Here is a 16,511-nt window from a genome sequence, read left to right on the forward strand (position 1 = left end):
CGGCCGTAGGGTGTCGACGTGGCTGCCCCGAACCTGACCCGCGACGACGCGATCACCCGCGCCCAGCTGCTCGACGTCGCGTCGTACGTCGTCGACCTCGACCTCACCGACGGGGCGGGCGCCCCGGGCGAGTCGACCTTCCGCACGACGACGACCGTCCGGTTCCGAGCCGCGACGCCGGGCTCCTCGACGTGGATCGACCTCGTCGCCGCCGGGGTGCGCTCCGCGACGCTCAACGGCCGCGCCCTCGACGTCGCCGACTACGACGAGGAGAAGGGGCTCGCCCTGCCCGACCTCGCCGCCGAGAACGAGCTGGTCGTCGACGCCGACGGCCGCTACATGAACACCGGCGAGGGGCTGCACCGCTTCGTCGACCAGGTCGACGGCGGCGTCTACCTCTACAGCCAGTTCGAGACGGCCGACGCCAAGCGGATGTTCGCCTGCTTCGACCAGCCCGACCTCAAGGCGCCGATCACCGTCACGGTCACCGCGGCGCCGAGCTGGCAGGTCATCTCCAACGGCGCCACCGAGGCCGTCACCGACGCCGAGCACGGCGCGAAGCGGCACGCGTTCGCCACCACGGCGCCGATCTCGACCTACCTCGTCGCGCTCGTCGCGGGCCCGTACGCGAAGTGGACCGACACCTACAGCGACGAGCACGGCAGCATCCCGCTGGGCATCTTCTGCCGCGCGAGCCTCGCCGAGCACATGGACGCCGAGCGGCTGTTCACCGAGACCAAGCAGGGCTTCGGCTTCTACCACCGCAACTTCGGCGTGCCGTACCCCTTCGGCAAGTACGACCAGCTCTTCGTGCCCGAGTTCAACGCGGGCGCCATGGAGAACGTCGGCGCGGTGACGTTCCTCGAGGACTACGTCTTCCGCAGCCGCGTCACCCGCTACCTCTACGAGCGGCGCGCCGAGACCGTGCTGCACGAGATGGCGCACATGTGGTTCGGCGACCTCGTCACCATGCGCTGGTGGGACGACCTGTGGCTCAACGAGTCGTTCGCCACCTGGGCCAGCGTCGTGAGCCAGGCCGAGGCCACCGAGTACCGCAACGCGTGGACGACGTTCGCCAACGTCGAGAAGAGCTGGGCGTACCGCCAGGACCAGCTGCCCTCGACCCACCCCGTCGCCGCCGACATCCCCGACCTGCAGGCCGTCGAGGTCAACTTCGACGGCATCACCTACGCCAAGGGCGCGTCGGTGCTCAAGCAGCTGGTCAGCTACGTCGGGCAGGAGGAGTTCCTGTCCGGGCTGCGGCTGTACTTCTCGCGCCACGCCTACGGCAACGCGACGTTCGACGACCTGCTCGGCGCCCTCACCGAGGCCTCGGGCCGCGACCTGTCGGGCTGGAGCGCGCAGTGGCTGCGCACCACCGGCCTCAACTCGCTCTCGCCGTCGTTCAGCGTCGGCGAGGACGGGCGCTACACCGCGTTCGAGGTCGTCCAGGGCGGCGCGCGCCCCGGCGCCGGCGAGCTGCGCACCCACCGGCTCGCGGTCGGCGTCTACGGCGACGAGGGCGGCACGCTGGTGCGCCAGCACCGCGTCGAGCTCGACGTCGACGGCGACCGCACCGAGGTGCCCGAGCTGGTCGGCGTCGAGGCCGGCGACCTCGTGCTCGTCAACGACGACGACCTGACCTACTGCACGATGCGCCTCGACGAGCGCTCGCTGACCACGCTCGTCGACCGCATCGGCGACATCGCCGAGCCGCTGCCCCGCACCCTGTGCTGGTCGGCGGCCTGGGAGATGACGCGCGAGGCCGAGCTGCGCGCGCGGGACTTCGTCGCGCTCGTCACCGCCGGGCTCGCCGCGGAGACCGAGGTCGGCGTCCTGCAGCGGCTCCTGCTGCAGGCGCAGACGGCGCTCGCCTCCTACGCCGAGCCGAGCTGGGCGGTCGGCGAGGGCTGGCCCGCCTTCGTCGCGCGGCTGCTCGAGCTGGCGCACGCCGAGCCCGGGTCGGACCACCAGCTCGCGATCGTCAACGCGCTCGCCGGGTCGGTGCTCACCGCCCAGGCGCTCGACACCATCGCCGGCTGGCGCGACGGCAGCGCGCCGCTCGAGGGCCTGACCGTCGACACCGACCTGCGCTGGCGGCTGCTGCACGCCCTCGTCGCGCACGGTGCCGCCGGGGAGCCCGAGATCGCCGACGAGTACGCCCGCGACAACACCGCGACCGGCCGCCGCATGGCCGAGCGTGGTCGCGCGCTGATCCCCACCCCCGAGGCCAAGGCCGAGGCGTGGCGCCGGGCGGTCGAGGACGACACGCTGCCCAACGCGATCAACTCCGCGATCATCATGGGCTTCTCGCACCCGGCGCAGCAGGCGCTGCTGACCGACTACGTGCCGCGCTACTTCGCCACCGTCGACGAGGTGTGGGCCCGCCGCTCCTCGGAGCAGGCGCAGCCGATGGTGCAGGGGCTGTTCCCGTCCTGGGCCGTCGAGCCCGCGACGGTCGAGGCCGCCGACGCCTGGCTCGCGGGCGACCACCCGCCGGCCCTGCGCCGCCTGGTCACCGAGGGCCGCGCGGGCGTCGTCCGCGCCCTCGCCGCCCGGGAGTTCGACCGCGGCTGAGGCCCGGCCCCTTCACGAACGAACGGCGCTCTCGCTGCTACGGAAGCAGCGAGAGCGCCGTTCGTTGTTCCGGGGCGGTGCGCCAGGTGGCCTAGCGGGCGGCGCCGGCCTGGTCGGCGAGCATGGTCAGGCCCTCGACCATGCCGCCGACGAGGTCGGACTCCTTGAACGACGCCACCATGCTCATCACCGCGAGCTTGGCCCCGCGATCGTCGATGCGGCGGCTCGACTCGGCGCCGGTGACGACCTCGACGACGCGCTCGCCGGGCGACACGGCGACGACGACCGCCTCGTCCGCGCGGTCGCCCAGGGAGGCGTGCAGCTCCTCGGCGCGCTCGCGTGAGCGCGTGCCCAGGTCGCCGATGTAGAGCGTGAACAGCAGCCCGGTCTCGCGGCAGGCGAGCGTCAGGGCCTCGTCGAGGCGCGAGAGCTGCGACGACGAGAACGGCGTGCGCGAGTCCTCCGAGTGCACGTCCATCGCCTCGGAGATGCGCCCCGAGGCGGTGGCGACGCGCGCCTGGCCGTAGACCGGGTCCTCGAGGACGCCGGGTCCGTCGTTGCGTCGCGTGGTCTCGCCCGGCGCGTCCTGCCGGGACGGGACGACCTCACCACGTGCCACGAGCGCCTCCTCGGGCGGTGTGCTCGGCGGCCGGGCTGGAGGGCACGGCCTCGACGGTCGGCCCGGGCACGCCCGAGCCGCGGGGGTTGCCCATCCACCACAGCGCCTCGTGGTTCCAGGTGTCCCCGGACCGGTACCGCGCACCGCGCCCTGACGGGCGGATCAGCGTCGACACGGCGATCAGGAGCAGACCCCCGGCCGGCGCCACGACGAAGAGCAGGATCGTGGTCAGCGGGCTCACGCGCAGCACCGTAGTGGATGCCGCCCACGACGTCCCGTCGTAGGAGTCACACCCCGGGTGGGCGCCGCCCCGACCAGGGCCGCGCGGTCTCGAGCTCGGCGCCCAGCGCGAGCAGCAGCGCCTCCTCGCCGCGTCGCCCGCGCAGTGCGACGCCGATCGGCAGGCCCTCCGACCAGCCCATCGGCAGCGAGATCGCGGGCTCGCCGGTGAGGTTGGCGACCGCGGTCCACGGAGTGAACGCGATCTGGCGGTCGAAGTCGTCGGCGGGGTCGCCGGTCTCGGTGAACCACCCGACGGGGCGCGGCGGGAGGGCCACGGTCGGGGTCAGCACCGCGTCGAAGGCGGCGCGCTCGGCGACCAGGGTCCGGGTCGCCACCTGCACCGTGTGCAGCGCGCCCATTGCCGCCGCCCCGCCGACCTCCCGGCCGCGGGCACGCAGGTGCCGGGTGAGCGGCTGCAGGCGCGGCTCGTCGGCGGGGTCCACGGGGTCGCCCAGCGACAGCACCGCCCACAGCGTGAGGAACGCGGCCACGACGTCGTCGGGCAGCCGGAACGCGACGGGCTCGACGTGGTGGCCGAGGTCGGCGAGCAGCGCGGCGGTCTCCTCGGCCGCGGCGCGGCAGGCGGGGTCGACCGGGACGCCGTCCAGCGGCGGGTCCACCGCCAGCCCGATCCGGCACCGCGCCAGCGGGCGGCCCAGCGCCGCGAGGTACCCGCCCGGCGGCGGGGCGGCGGGCACGAAGGGCTCCCCCGGGCCCGGCGCGGCCACCGCGTCGAGGAACGCGGCGGCGTCGGCGACCGTGCGCGCGAGCGGCCCGTGCACGGACAGACCCGCCGGGTCGCCGCCCGCGGGCCCGGCGGGCACCCGCCCGCGCGTCGTCTTGAGCCCGACGAGCCCGCACACCGACGCCGGGATGCGGATCGAGCCGCCGCCGTCGGTGCCGTGCGCGACGGGCAGGAGGCGCGCGGCCACCGCGGCGGCCGCCCCGCCCGACGACCCGCCGGCCGAGCGGGTGCGGTCCCACGGCGTCACGGCCGGCGGGGCGCCGGCCGGCTGGGTGTAGCAGGGCAGCCCGAACTCGGGCACCGCGGTCTTGCCGATGCTGATCGTCCCGGCGTCGCGCAGCAGGCCGACGACGTCGTCGTCGTGCGCGGGCACCACGCCGGCGGCCAGCACCGAGCCCCGGGCGGTCGGCACCCCGGCGGTGGCGGTGAGGTCCTTGACGGCCGTCGGCACCCCGGCGAGCGGCCCGGCGCCGTCGACCCCGGCCCGGTCCAGGGCGCGCGCCGCGGCACGGGCCCGCTCGGGGGTGAGCACGGCGAACGCGCCCAGGGCGGGGCCCAGCCGCTCGGCCCGGGCGAGCGCGGCGTCGACGACCTCGAGGGCCGTCACGTCGCCACGCCGGATCGCCGCGCCGGTCTCGAGGGCGCTCAGTTCGTGGAGATCGCTCACGGGTGCGGCACGGTGCCCCACGTGGCCGTCACGCGGCGGTCTCCCCCAGGTAGGGCAGCCACTGCGGGTCTGCGTCGACGAGGCCGGCGAGCAGGCGCCAGTGCCGCCCGCGGGGCGCGGTGGGCATGGTGCGCAGCGGCCAGCCGAGCTCGGCGAGCAGCTTGTCGGCCTTCTTGTGGTTGCACCGCGCGCAGCAGGCGACGCAGTTCTCCCACGTGTGCGTCCCCCCGCGGCTGCGGGGCACGACGTGGTCGATCGTCTCCGCGCGCCCGCCGCAGTACGCGCAGCGGAAGCGGTCGCGGTGCATCAGCGCGGCACGCGTGAGCGGCACCCGGGCGCGGTAGGGCACGCGGACGTAGGTGCGGAGCCGGATGACCGACGGGACCTCGACCGCACCGGTGGCCGAGTGCAGCACGAGCCCCGCGGTGTCGCCGTGCACCACCTCGGCCTTGCCGCACACGAGCAGCACGATCGCCCGGCGCAGCGGCAGCGCGGTGAGTGGCTCGAAGGTGGCGTTGAGGAGCAGGACCCGGCGGCGGCCCCAGGGCGGCGAGGGCGGCGGCGGGGCGACGACGGAGGGAGCGAGCGGAGGAGCGACGGAGAGCTCGGGCGGCGGGGGTACGGGGGGGTCGGCCGCGCCGTGTGGCGCGGTGGTGGGCGGGACCTCGCTGACCAGCGGAGTCACGCTGCCGGGTTGTCGTTCGTGCACACGACCACCTCCCGCCGAGTTGCGCCTAGTCGACCACACAAACCGGCCGATCGCACCTGCGTTGGTGGCGTGCACCACGGGTGGCGCACGGCGTGTCGCCGGAGCGGACGAGCCGGGACGGGCCGGTCGGGAGGCGCCGCGGCGTGCTCTACCGTCGGGCGACGTGACCGTGCCGTTGCCGACCCCGACACCGAGCAGCCCTCCGGCCACGCCCGCGCCGCCCGCCGCCGTCGCGCCCCTGCCCCCGGGGGCGCCGAGCTGCGCGGCCGACCAGGGCTCGCTCTGCGCGCGCGTCTTCGAGCTCACCCAGGCCGACTGGATCTCCCGCTCCGCCGACCAGCTCATCGCGCACGCCGTGGTCGTGCTCCTGATCGTCGTCGTCGCCGTGGTCCTGCGCTTCGCCGTGCACCGGGCCATCCACCGGCTGACCACGGGCGCGGGCGAGGGCCGCGTCCCCGCGCTGCTGCGCCCGCTGCGCGACCGGGCCGTCCGCACGCTGCGCGACGCCGCCCCGCTGATGGTCGAGCGCCGCAGCCAGCGCGCGCAGGCCATCGGCTCGGTGCTGCGCTCGTTCTCGACGATGGCGATCTACGGGATCGCGTTCGTCCTGATCCTGGGCGAGTTCGGGGTCAACCTCGCCCCGATCATCGCCTCGGCCGGCATCCTCGGCGTCGCGATCGGCTTCGGTGCGCAGAACCTCGTCCGCGACTTCCTGTCCGGCATCTTCATGATGCTCGAGGACCAGTACGGCGTCGGCGACGTCGTCGACCTCGGCGAGGCCACGGGCACCGTCGAGGCCGTCGGCCTGCGGGTCACGACGCTGCGCGACATCGCCGGGACCGTCTGGTACGTCCGCAACGGCGAGGTGCTGCGCGTCGGCAACTCCAGCCAGGGCTACTCGGTGGCCGTCGTCGACATCCCCGTCGGGCACAGCGCCGACGTCGACGAGGCGCTGGAGATCGCCGAGCGCGCCGCGATCGCCGAGTGCGCCGAGCCGAAGATCGCCAGCAAGGTGATCGCGCCGCCGGACATGCTCGGGGTGCAGTCGGTGACCGCCGAGGGCGTGCTCCTGCGCCTGACCGTCCGCACCCGCCCCGGCGAGCAGTGGGCCGTGCAGCGCGCGGTGGCCGCCGAGATCAAGTCCCAGCTCGACGCCGCCGGGGTCCCCGCGCCCTTCCCGTTCAGTGGCCGCCCCGGCGTCGCCGGCCCCGGGACGCCCGCGGTCTGACGCCCCGGCGCGGATCTGGGACCGTGGTGGGGTGAGCGCACCACAGGCCGGACCACCGGAGACGTTCTACGACGCCGTGGGCGGGCACGAGACGTTCGCCGGCATCGTGCACCGCTTCTACGAACAGGTCGCCGACGACCCGGTCCTGCGTCCCCTCTACCCCGAGGAGGACCTGGGCCCGGCCGAGCTGCGCCTGCTGATGTTCCTCGAGCAGTACTGGGGCGGCCCGCAGACCTACTCGCACCAGCGGGGGCACCCGCGGCTGCGCATGCGCCACGGCCCGTTCCCCATCGGCCCGCTCGAGCGCGACGCCTGGCTGCGCTGCATGCGCGTCGCCGTCGACGAGGCCGACCTCCCCGAGGAACGGCGCCGCCAGATGTGGGAGTACTTCGAGATGGCCGCCACCAGCATGATGAACAAGAGCTGGTAGCTGGTGTGATGGCGGGCATGGTCGACAACCCGCTCCAGAACGTCACGTTCCCCAGCAACGGGCGGACCGCCCACGGCTACCTGGCGCTGCCCGAGTCGGGCTCCGGGCCCGGTGTCGTGGTCATCCAGGAGTGGTGGGGCCTGACCAGCCACATCGCCGACGTCACGAACCGCCTCGCCGCCGAGGGCTTCGTGGCGCTCGCCCCCGACCTCTACGGCGGCGCCACCACCCACGACGGCGACGAGGCCGCGCGCCTCATGCAGGAGCTGCCCGTCGACCGGGCCGCCACCGACCTCGGCGGCGCCGTCGACTTCCTCCTCGGGCACGAGAGCGTCACCGGCGCCAAGGTCGGCGCCGTGGGCTTCTGCATGGGCGGCGGCTTCGTCCTCGTGCTCGCCGCGCAGCAGGGCGACAAGATCGGCGCCGCGGTGCCGTTCTACGGCGTGCTCGGCGAGGACTTCCCCAGCTTCGCCGGCCTCACCGCGCCGCTGCTCGGCCACTTCGGCGAGGAGGACGAGATGGCCCCGCCGGACACCGTCGAGGACCTCGCCGAGCGCATCGAGAAGGAGTCGGGCGTGCGCCCCGACTTCCGGATCTACCCGGCGGACCACGCGTTCTTCAACGACGAGAACCTGCTCGGCACCTACGACCCGGAGCAGGCCCTCAAGGCCTGGAGCGCCACGCGCGACTTCCTCCGGGCCAACCTGGGCTGACCGGGGCTCACACCAGGACGGTCAGCCGGGGCCGGCGGCGCCGGACAATGGCGGCGCCGCCGACCTCGACGCGCAGCCAGCCCTCGTCCCCGGACAGCGCCACCGTCAGCGCTGCGGCGTCCTCCGGCCACCCCATGCCCGCGACGGCGACGACGCAGCGGGCCGGCACCCGCACGCCGTCGTGCTCCCAGACGGTCTCGTCCAGCGTCGACGGGCCGGCGCGCGCGACGACGGCGTCGACCTCGGCCGCGGGGATCGCGCCGATCGTCCGCCAGGGCCCGTCGCCGGGCAGGTCGCCGCGCCAGCGGTCGTCCACCGCGGCGCCGGGGTCGACCTCGGGGGCGTCGACCACGCTCAGCGCGGCGAGCAGGTCCGACCCGGTCACCGTGACGTCGCCCGGCGTCAGCGACCCGGGCGCCGCGGCGGTCACGAGCACCTCGAACGGCGTGCCCGCCCACAGCACGACCCGGCCCCCGGCACCGCGCAGGCGGACCACGGCCGTGAGGTCGAGGCGTACGACCCGGCCGACGACGTCGGCGAGCGCCGCCCGGTCACCAGCGGCGGGGATCGCCAGGCTCACGAGGTGTAGCTCGCGAGGAACTCCCGCTCCACAGGGGTCAGACGCCGCGGTCGTTCGGTGGTCAGGTCGTAGGGCACGAGCTGCGTGCTCGCGGTGACGGCCGGGGCCTCGTCCCACCCGCCGTGGCCGTCGGGCAGCAGCAGCCGGTAGGCGACGCGGAACGACGCGGCGCGCACGTCCTGCGCGGTCATCTCGACGCGCACCCCGGCCGGGCTCCAGACGATCGGCCGCTTGTAGACGACCTCGAGGGCGGCCACGAGCAGGCCGCCCGCGAAGTCCTCCACGCCGGCCTTCGTCGCGGCGTCGAACAACATGCCCGTGCGGGCGTCCTCGAGCAGGGTGACCACGTTGGCGTGGTTGACGTGCCCGTAGGCGTCCTGGTCCGACCAGCGGACGGCGACGTCGTTGACGTAGGGGGCCACGCGGCTGTTCTCTCCCGATCCTGGAGTTCAGCGGACCATGCTGCGGAGCTGGCGTGCGGCCACGGACACCGTGGCCAGGTCGTCCCGGCTCGCCTGCGCGATCTCGGCGAGCGCCGTGCGCGCCCGCATCAGCCGCGAGGAGTTGGCCTGCTCCCAGTGCTCGATCTTCTCGCCCACCGACTCCTCGGGGCCGGTGTCGGCGAGCACGTCCAGGGTGATCGCCCGCAGCGCGGAGTACAGCTCGTCGCGCAGCGACAGCCGGGCCAGGGCGTTCCACCGGTCGGTGCGGTCGAGCCCGGCGACGGCCGTGAGCAGCGCGTCGAGCCCGAGGTGCTCGGAGAGCGCGTAGTAGAGCTCCGCGACCGCGATCACCTCGTCGTCGGTGACCTCACCGTCGTGGGTGTGGACGCCGCCCTGCTCGCGCTCGGCGATCTCGGCGACCTCGACGACGTCCAGCAGGCCGAACGCGTAGAGCCCGCCGAGAGCCCGGCGCGCCAGGTCGACCGGCGTCCCGGCGATGACGAAGTCCTGCGTGCGCCGGCCCAGGCCCGCGGCCTCGCCGCCGCGCAGCAGCTCCGGCACCCGGGGCGCGAGCTTCTCCACCCACGGCCGGAACCGCGCGATCTCGGCGCCGACGGCCAGGGGCTGCGGCCGGTGGGTGAGGAACCAGCGCGCCGCCCGGTCGAGCTGGCGGCGCGTGGCGAGCGTGACGCGGTCGGCGATGTAGGTCGGCAGCACCTGGTCGGCCGCGGCGAGGTCGTCGGCGAGCGCGTCGAGCCCGAACACCGCGGTGGCCACGTGGTAGGCGCGCACGGCGTCGCTGGGCGACGCGGCGACCTCCTGCACGAGCCGGTGGACGAACGTCAGCCCGCCCCCGTCGACCACGGCGTTGGACAGCATCGTGGTGACGATCTGCCGGCGCAGCGGGTGCGCCGCCACGGCGTCCGGGTAGCGCTCGGCGAGCACCTGCGGGAAGTACGCCGGCAGCCGCCGGGCGAAGACGTCGAGGTCGGGGAGCTCCGAGGCGGCGAGCGCGTCGGTGAGGTCGAGCTTGACGTGCGCCAGCAGGGTGCACAGCTCCGGGCTGGACAGGCCCTCGTCGTCGGCGACCCGGGCCGCGAACTGCTCCTCGTCGGGCAGCACGTCCAGCTCGCGGTCCAACCGGCCGCGGGCCTCGAGGTCGGCGACCAGGTCCCGGTGGACGTGCAGCATCCCGGTCGCGTGGGCGCGCGAGACGCCCAGCACCTCGTTCTGCGCGACGTTGTCGGCGAGCACGAGCGAGGCGACCTCGTCGGTGGTCGCGGCGATCTGCTGGTCGCGCTCGGCCGGGTCCAGCTCGCCGCGCTCGACCAGCGAGTCGAGCAGGATCTTGATGTTGACCTCGTGGTCGGAGCAGTCGACGCCGGCGCTGTTGTCGATCGCGTCGGTGTTGACCTTGCCGCCGTGGCGGGCGTACTCGATGCGCCCGCGCTGGGTCAGGCCGAGGTTGCCGCCCTCGCCGACCACCGCCACGCGCAGCTCGTCGCCGTCGACGCGCACAGCGTCGTTGCTCTTGTCCCCGACGTCGGCGTGGGTCTCGGAGGACGCCTTGACGTAGGTGCCGATGCCGCCGTTCCACAGCAGGTCCGCGGGCGCGCGCAGCACGGCGCGGACCAGCGTCGGCGGGTCGAGGGCGCCGGGCTCGATGCCCAGCACCTCGGCCGCGCGGGGCGACACCGGGATCGCCTTCATGGAGCGCGGGAAGACCCCGCCGCCCTCGCTGATGAGCGACTCGTCGTAGTCGGCCCACGACGAGCGCGGCAGCCGGAAGAGCCGTTGCCGCTCGGCGAACGACGTCGCCGGGTCGGGATCGGGGTCGAGGAAGACGTGGCGGTGGTCGAACGCCGCGACGATCTTCAGGTGCTCGGAGAGCAGCATGCCGTTGCCGAACACGTCGCCGGACATGTCGCCGACGCCGACGACCGTGATCTCGTCGGTGGCGACGTCGCGCCCCAGCTCGCGGAAGTGCCGGCGCACCGACTCCCACGCGCCGCGTGCCGTGATCGCCATGGCCTTGTGGTCGTAGCCCACAGAGCCGCCGGAGGCGAACGCGTCGCCCAGCCAGAAGCCGTAGTCGTCGGCGACGGCGTTGGCGATGTCCGAGAACGTCGCGGTGCCCTTGTCCGCGGCCACCACCAGGTAGGGATCGTCGCCGTCGTAGCGCACGATGTCCGGCGGGGTGCGGACCTCGGAGTCCGCCGCGTGCCCGGCCCGGTCGTCGACGAGGTCGAGGAGCGCGGACACGAACATGCGGTAGCAGGCCACGCCCTCCGCCCGGGCCGCCTCGCGGTCGGCCGTCGCGTCGCCCGTGGCGGCCGGCGGGCGCTTGACGACGAACCCGCCCTTGGCCCCGACCGGCACGATCACCGCGTTCTTGACCGCCTGCGCCTTGACCAGGCCGAGGATCTCGGTGCGGTAGTCCTGCAGGCGGTCCGACCACCGCAGCCCGCCGCGGGCGATGGGGCCGAACCGCAGGTGCACGCCCTCGACGCGGTTGGAGTGCACGAACGTCTCGATCGCCGGCACCGGCTCGGGGACGCCGGGCACCTGGCCCGGGTCGAGCTTGAGGGCGAGGAAGGCGCGTGGGGCGCCGTCCGCGTCGCGGCGGTAGTGGTTGGTGCGCAACGTCGCGCGCACCACCCCGAGCAGCGCGCGCAGGATGCGGTCGGCGTCGAGGTTGGTGACCTCGGCGATGGCCTCCGTGACCTGCTGGTCGAGCTCGGCCACGCGCCGCGCGCGGTCGTCGTCGGCGAGCGACGGGTCGAACCGCGCCTCGAACAGCGTCACGAGCCCCACCGCCACCTCGCGGTGCGCGCCGACGACGTCGGTGATGTAGCTCTGGCCGTAGGCGATGCCGACCTGGCGCAGGTAGCGCGAGAACGCCCGCAGCACCGCGGCCTGGCGGTACGTCAGCCCTGCGCGCAGGACCAGCGCGTTGAACCCGTCGGCACCGACCCGCCCGCTCCACACCGCGTCGAACGCGTCCGCGAACCGCTCGGTGAGGTCGGCGTCGGTGCCCGGCGGCACCGTGTCGCCCTCGCCCAGGCGCAGGCCGAAGTCGTTGATCCAGCACGTGACGCCGTCGCTGCGGGTGACCTCGTAGGGGCGCTCGTCGACCACGACGACGCCGAGGGACTGCAGCGCGGGCAGCACCGACGACAGCGTGGCGCGGCGCCCGGCGAGGTAGAGCTTGAGCCGGCGGTCGCCCGCGTCCGGGTCGTCGGGTCGGTAGAGCCGCACGGCGGTGTCGCGCTGGGTGCCCTCGGTGCTGCCCGGGGTCAGGCCGTCGAGGACCCGCAGGTCGAGCAGGCCCCGCTCCGGGCCGAAGTCCTCCTTGTAGGACTCCGCGAACGGCTCGCCGATGGTGGCGAGGACCGCGCGCTCCTCCCCCGTCGCCTGCTCGCGCAAGCGGTCCGCCCACGTGCGCGCCGCCTCCGCGAGGTCGCGGGTCAGCACCTCGAGGTCCGGCGTCACGGGCTCCTCGCGCCCGGTGTGCACCGTGACGTGCAGCAGCGCCAGCTGGTCCTCGGTGACGCGCGCGGTGTGCTCGAGGTCGGTGCCCCGCAGCTCGCGGGTGAGCACCTCCTGCATGCGCGTGCGCGTCGCGGTGGTGTACCGGTCGCGCGGCAGGTAGATCATGCAGGAGAAGTAGCGGCCGAACGGGTCGCGCCGCAGGAACAGCCGCACCCGCCGGCGCTCGGCGAGGTCGAGCACGCCGGTGGCCGTCGCCTCCAGCGAGGCCCGGTCGGTGCACAGCAGCTCGGCGCGTGGGTAGGTCTGCAGCACCTCGAGCAGCCGCTGGCCCGACCACGAGTCGGCGGGCAGGCCGGCCTCCGCCACCACCTCCTGCACCCGCCGCGACACCACGGGGATGCCGAGCACGTCGGCGTGGCGGGCGGCGACGGTGAGGATGCCGAGGAAGCGGTGCTCGCCGACGAGCCGGCCCTCCTCGTCGTGGACGCTCACGCCCACGTAGAGCGGGTGCTCGGGGCGGTGCACCGTCGAGCGCGCGCTCGCGCGGGTGAGCACCAGCAGCCGGCGGCGCGCGTCGTCCCCGCGCGTGCCGGCGGGCGTGACGCTGTCGGGGCTCGCGGTCAGGGTGCGCGCCACGAGGCTGTCGCGGCGCAGCACGCCCAGCCCGGTCGCCAGGACCCCGCGCAGCGCCGGGCCGTCGGGGGTGTCGACCACCTCCTGGCGCCGGTACCCGAGCATGATCAGGTTGCCCTGCGCGAACCAGCGCAGCAGCGCCACCGTGTCGCTGGTCTCGGCGTCACCGCCGGCGGCGGCCAGCTCGTCGGCCAGGGCGCGGGCGGTGGACACCATGCGGTCGCCGTCCTCGACGACCTCGCGCACGTCGACGAGGACGCTGGACAGCCGCGAGTGCAGGTCGGCGGCGAGGTCGCGTGCGGGGTCGGAGCCGGGCAGGTCGCCGAGCTCGATGTTCATCCACGACTCGGCGAGCGTGCCGGACGGGGGCGCCGCCGGGTCGGCGAGCGGCAGGATGTCCAGCAGCTCGCCGCGGACGTCGCGGCGCACCACGATCACCGGGTGCACCACGCGGTGCACGGTGGCCCCGGTGCGGTCGAGCTCGGCGAGCACCGAGTCGATGAGGAACGGCATGTCGTCCGTGACCACGAGCACCGAGATCCGGCCCTCCGCCCCCGGGGTGTCGAGCACGGCGGTCACCGGCTTGCCCGGCACCCGCAGCCGCGCGAGGCTCCGGTGCGCGCGCACCGTGGCCAGCGCGTCCGCGGGGTCGTCGACGAGCTCGCCGTCGGGCACCCGCGCGAAGTAGGTGACCGCCAGCTCGCCCAGCGTCGAGTCCGGCGGCTGCTGGGCGGCCGCCACGCCCCGCAGGACGCCGCGCTCGGCCGGCCAGCCCTCCGCGGTGGGCGACGCCGTGGCGTCCCGGCTCGTGGTCGTCGTCATCGATCGCCACCGTGGGTCGCGGGTCGGGGTCGGCGCACCGCGCGATCGTGCTGGCGCGACCGTGCGCTCACGCGGGCCACCCTAACGAGATCACGGGCGAGCACCACGACGCTCGGCCCGGCGGCGCCCCTCACTGGCGGGCCCGCCTGTCGTCCGCAGGCGCCGGGTCGGGGTCCGACCGGTGGTAGACGTCCATCGCGTCGGCCAGCAGGTCGGCCAGGCGCGGGCCGGGGGCGTCGGGCTCAGCGGGGGGCCGGGCCGCCGGCACCCCGGACTGCTCGCCGCGCGGAGGGCGCCGGCGAGGCGCCGAGCCGTTCGTGCCGGTCCGCGACGGACGCGGGGCGGCACGCGCGGAGGGCGGTCGCGCCGGGGTCGGCGTCGCGGTCCCGGGCCCGCCGAGCGGGACGGCGGGGTCCTGGTACTCCGCGAGCAGGTCCACCAACGTCAGGGCGAGCTCCCGCGCCAGCTCGTCGTCGGCGCCACCGGGTGCGGGGCGGTCCCGCTCGGGCTGCTCGGGTCGGCCCGAGGCCGCCGCCACGGTCGTCGTCGCGGGGTCGGACCGGCGGGGTGGTGGGCGGCGGTCGTGTCCGCGGTCGCCGTGGTCGTGACCGTCGTGGCCGTTGGCGCGGTCCTCGCCCGGCCAGCCGCCACGCTCCGCGCCGGGCTCCGGCTCGCCCGCGGGAGGCGGACCGTCGCCCCGCCGCGGCAGCAACGAGTCGGGGACCTCCCACCGCGCCCGGGCGCGGGCGGGCCGCCGGCTGCGCGCCGCCGCGGCCTCGTCGACGGAGGACGGCGTCGCACCGGCGTCGTCGTCGGGCCCGTCGGGACCAGGCGTCCCGGCGACGGGGCCTGCGGCGGTGCCGCTCCCGAGCGGGTCGGCGGGGTCGACGCCGGGCGCGTCCGCCCACCACGGGACGGACGCATCGCCCGGGGCCTCGGCGGGCGGGTCGGTCCGGGCGCCGGCCACCGCACCGCGGTCGGACGCGGGCGTCTCGTCCCCGCCGGGCGGGTCGTCCCCGTCCGCGGCGCGCGCCGCGATCGCCGCGGCGAGCAGCCCCGCGGGTTCGGAGTCCTCGCGGTAGCGCGTCCGCCGGCGTCGACCGGCCTCACGGACGGGCGCGGTCTCGGGGATCGGCTCCGGGAGGGGATCGGATTCCGGGACGTGCTCGGGCTCGACCGCGCCGGCCACCGGCTGCGACTCGCGCGCGAGCGCCTCCCCGATGCTCGCCCCCGTCGCCGCGTCGGGACCGAAGCGCTGGTCGAGCTCCTCCCACAGAGTCAGACCCGGCGACGTCCCGTTGGGCGTCGGTGCGTCCTCGGGGACGTCGACCGGCGACGCGTGGGAGGCGGCGCTGGGCGTCGTGGGCGCGACGGGTTCGGAGGCGTCGTCCTCGGCCGCCTCGTCCTGCGAGGGGCGCGCGTGCCGATCTGCGGACGACTCCGCGGGCTCGGGTGTCCCCGGCTCGCCCTCGGCTGCGGTCTCCGGTGGGTCGCCGACGAGGGAACGGCCAGTGGACACGAGCCGGTCCTCGTCCCGGGCGAGCGCCGCGGCCAGCGCGACCCGTGCCCGTGTGACGTCCTCGTGCGCCGTCAGCGTGTGCTCGTGGGCGCGCCGCAGGTGCTGCAGCAGCCCCTGCACGTCGCCGCGGGCCTCGGCGACGCCGGCGAGCACGTCGAGGGCCCCGGCGAGCTCGGCGACCTGGCCGCGCGCGGCGAGGTCCTCCGACGCCTCGCGCGCCAGCCGCTCGGCGGCGTCGAGGTCGCCGGCGGGCAGGTGGACCGCGCGGGCCAGCGCGGACCGCAGGCGGCCGAGCGCCGGCGCGGTGGTGGGGCCGGGCTCCGCGTCGAGGAGGGGCGCCCCCACCTCGCGTGCCTCGGCCGACCGCCCGAGCTCCCCGAGGACCTCCACCAGGTCGGCCACGAGCAGCGCCGCCTGCCGGCCCCCGTCGGCCGACGTCGGCACCGGGTCGACCGCCAGCAGGACCGCGGCCGCGCCCGCCACGTCGCCCGCCACTCGCCGCGCCCGCGCCCGGGAACGCTGCACCGCGACCCGGCGGACCTGGTCGGCCCCGTCCCCGCCGTCGTCCTCGACGAGATCGGCGACCTGCCGCGCCGCTGCGTCCACCCCGGCCACGTCACCCCGGCCGGCGCGGGCCGCGGTCCACGCCACGAGGGCGTCCGCCCGCACCGTGCCGGGCAGCACCCGGCCGCCGGCGAGGGGTTCGAGCAGCGCCTCCGCCGCCTCGGCGTCCCCGCAGTGCGCGGCGGCGAGCGCCACCTCGCACCGCAGCACCGCGGCGTCCCCGGAGCGGCCGGCCCGCTCCGCGTCCCGCAGGTGCGGCAGGGCCCGGACGACGACCTCCGCGGGCCGGTCGAGCTGCGCGAGTGCGAGCACCGCGGAACGCTCCGCGGCGGCCCGGACCTGGTGGTCGTCGCCGACCGCACGGGCGACGTGCTCGGCGAGCGCGACGCTCAGCTGCGGGTCCGACCACCGCAGGCCCTCGGCGACAGCGAGGATCGCGCTCGCGCTGAGGCCGTGGACGGCGGCCTGCCCTGCCCGCGCCTCCACGT

The 16,511-nt window shown here is 75.8% G+C and carries 12 protein-coding genes; 4 read left to right on the plus strand and 8 right to left on the minus strand.

The genetic code is table 11. From position 1 onward, the window contains the following. Positions 1-18: 18 nt before the first annotated feature. Positions 19-2,577 (plus strand): aminopeptidase N, encoded by a 2,559-nt coding sequence (gene pepN / locus ACQPX6_RS21870; RefSeq protein ID WP_433782521.1) that lies wholly within the window; start codon positions 19-21, stop codon positions 2,575-2,577. Positions 2,578-2,668: 91 nt separating this feature from the next. Here the strand turns inward: pepN and ACQPX6_RS21875 are convergent, their stop codons facing one another. From ACQPX6_RS21875 to ACQPX6_RS21890, 4 genes are read right to left on the minus strand one after another with little or no spacing between them, the layout of a single operon-like run. Further along, complete coding sequence (locus tag ACQPX6_RS21875) at positions 2,669-3,196, minus strand: DUF5130 family protein (protein ID WP_433782522.1); 528 nt, start codon at positions 3,194-3,196, stop codon at positions 2,669-2,671. Continuing rightward, positions 3,183-3,437, minus strand: coding sequence for an aa3-type cytochrome oxidase subunit CtaJ (gene ctaJ / locus ACQPX6_RS21880; protein WP_433782523.1), 255 nt, complete (start codon positions 3,435-3,437; stop codon positions 3,183-3,185). The genes ACQPX6_RS21875 and ctaJ overlap by 14 nt, the downstream gene beginning before the upstream one ends. A gap of 46 nt (positions 3,438-3,483) precedes the next feature. Continuing rightward, positions 3,484-4,890: an amidase gene (locus ACQPX6_RS21885; RefSeq protein WP_433782524.1), complete on the minus strand. Its 1,407-nt coding sequence runs from the start codon at positions 4,888-4,890 to the stop codon at positions 3,484-3,486. 28 nt (positions 4,891-4,918) lie between these two features. Further along, positions 4,919-5,575 (minus strand): HNH endonuclease, encoded by a 657-nt coding sequence (locus ACQPX6_RS21890; RefSeq protein ID WP_433782525.1) that lies wholly within the window; start codon positions 5,573-5,575, stop codon positions 4,919-4,921. Positions 5,576-5,837: 262 nt separating this feature from the next. On the opposite strand from ACQPX6_RS21890, the gene ACQPX6_RS21895 reads away from it, so the two are divergent. From ACQPX6_RS21895 to ACQPX6_RS21905, 3 genes are read left to right on the plus strand one after another with little or no spacing between them, the layout of a single operon-like run. Continuing rightward, on the plus strand, positions 5,838-6,827 hold the full coding sequence (locus tag ACQPX6_RS21895; protein ID WP_433788322.1) for a mechanosensitive ion channel family protein: 990 nt from the start codon (positions 5,838-5,840) through the stop codon (positions 6,825-6,827). Between the two features lie 31 nt (positions 6,828-6,858). Next, positions 6,859-7,257 carry a globin gene (locus ACQPX6_RS21900; RefSeq protein WP_433782526.1) on the plus strand — a complete coding sequence of 133 codons (399 nt, stop codon included), beginning with the start codon at positions 6,859-6,861 and terminating at the stop codon, positions 7,255-7,257. Positions 7,258-7,274: 17 nt separating this feature from the next. Next, a complete protein-coding gene (locus ACQPX6_RS21905; protein WP_433782527.1) occupies positions 7,275-7,970 on the plus strand; it encodes a dienelactone hydrolase family protein in 696 nt (231 codons plus the stop codon). A gap of 7 nt (positions 7,971-7,977) precedes the next feature. Here the strand turns inward: ACQPX6_RS21905 and ACQPX6_RS21910 are convergent, their stop codons facing one another. The 4 genes from ACQPX6_RS21910 to ACQPX6_RS21925 all read right to left on the minus strand — a co-directional run bounded on the left by ACQPX6_RS21910 (position 7,978) and on the right by ACQPX6_RS21925 (position 16,509). Next, positions 7,978-8,550: a hypothetical protein gene (locus tag ACQPX6_RS21910; RefSeq protein WP_433782528.1), complete on the minus strand. Its 573-nt coding sequence runs from the start codon at positions 8,548-8,550 to the stop codon at positions 7,978-7,980. After that, positions 8,547-8,972 carry an acyl-CoA thioesterase gene (locus ACQPX6_RS21915; protein ID WP_433782529.1) on the minus strand — a complete coding sequence of 142 codons (426 nt, stop codon included), beginning with the start codon at positions 8,970-8,972 and terminating at the stop codon, positions 8,547-8,549. The genes ACQPX6_RS21910 and ACQPX6_RS21915 overlap by 4 nt, the downstream gene beginning before the upstream one ends. 27 nt (positions 8,973-8,999) lie before the next feature. Further along, positions 9,000-13,940, minus strand: a complete 4,941-nt coding sequence (locus ACQPX6_RS21920) for an NAD-glutamate dehydrogenase (RefSeq protein ID WP_433782530.1) — start codon at positions 13,938-13,940, stop codon at positions 9,000-9,002. Between the two features lie 130 nt (positions 13,941-14,070). Then, positions 14,071-16,509: a hypothetical protein gene (locus ACQPX6_RS21925; RefSeq protein WP_433782531.1), complete on the minus strand. Its 2,439-nt coding sequence runs from the start codon at positions 16,507-16,509 to the stop codon at positions 14,071-14,073. Positions 16,510-16,511: the final 2 nt, after the last annotated feature.

This window comes from Actinomycetospora sp. CA-101289 (assembly GCF_050955895.1).
Lineage (GTDB): Bacteria > Actinomycetota > Actinomycetes > Mycobacteriales > Pseudonocardiaceae > Actinomycetospora.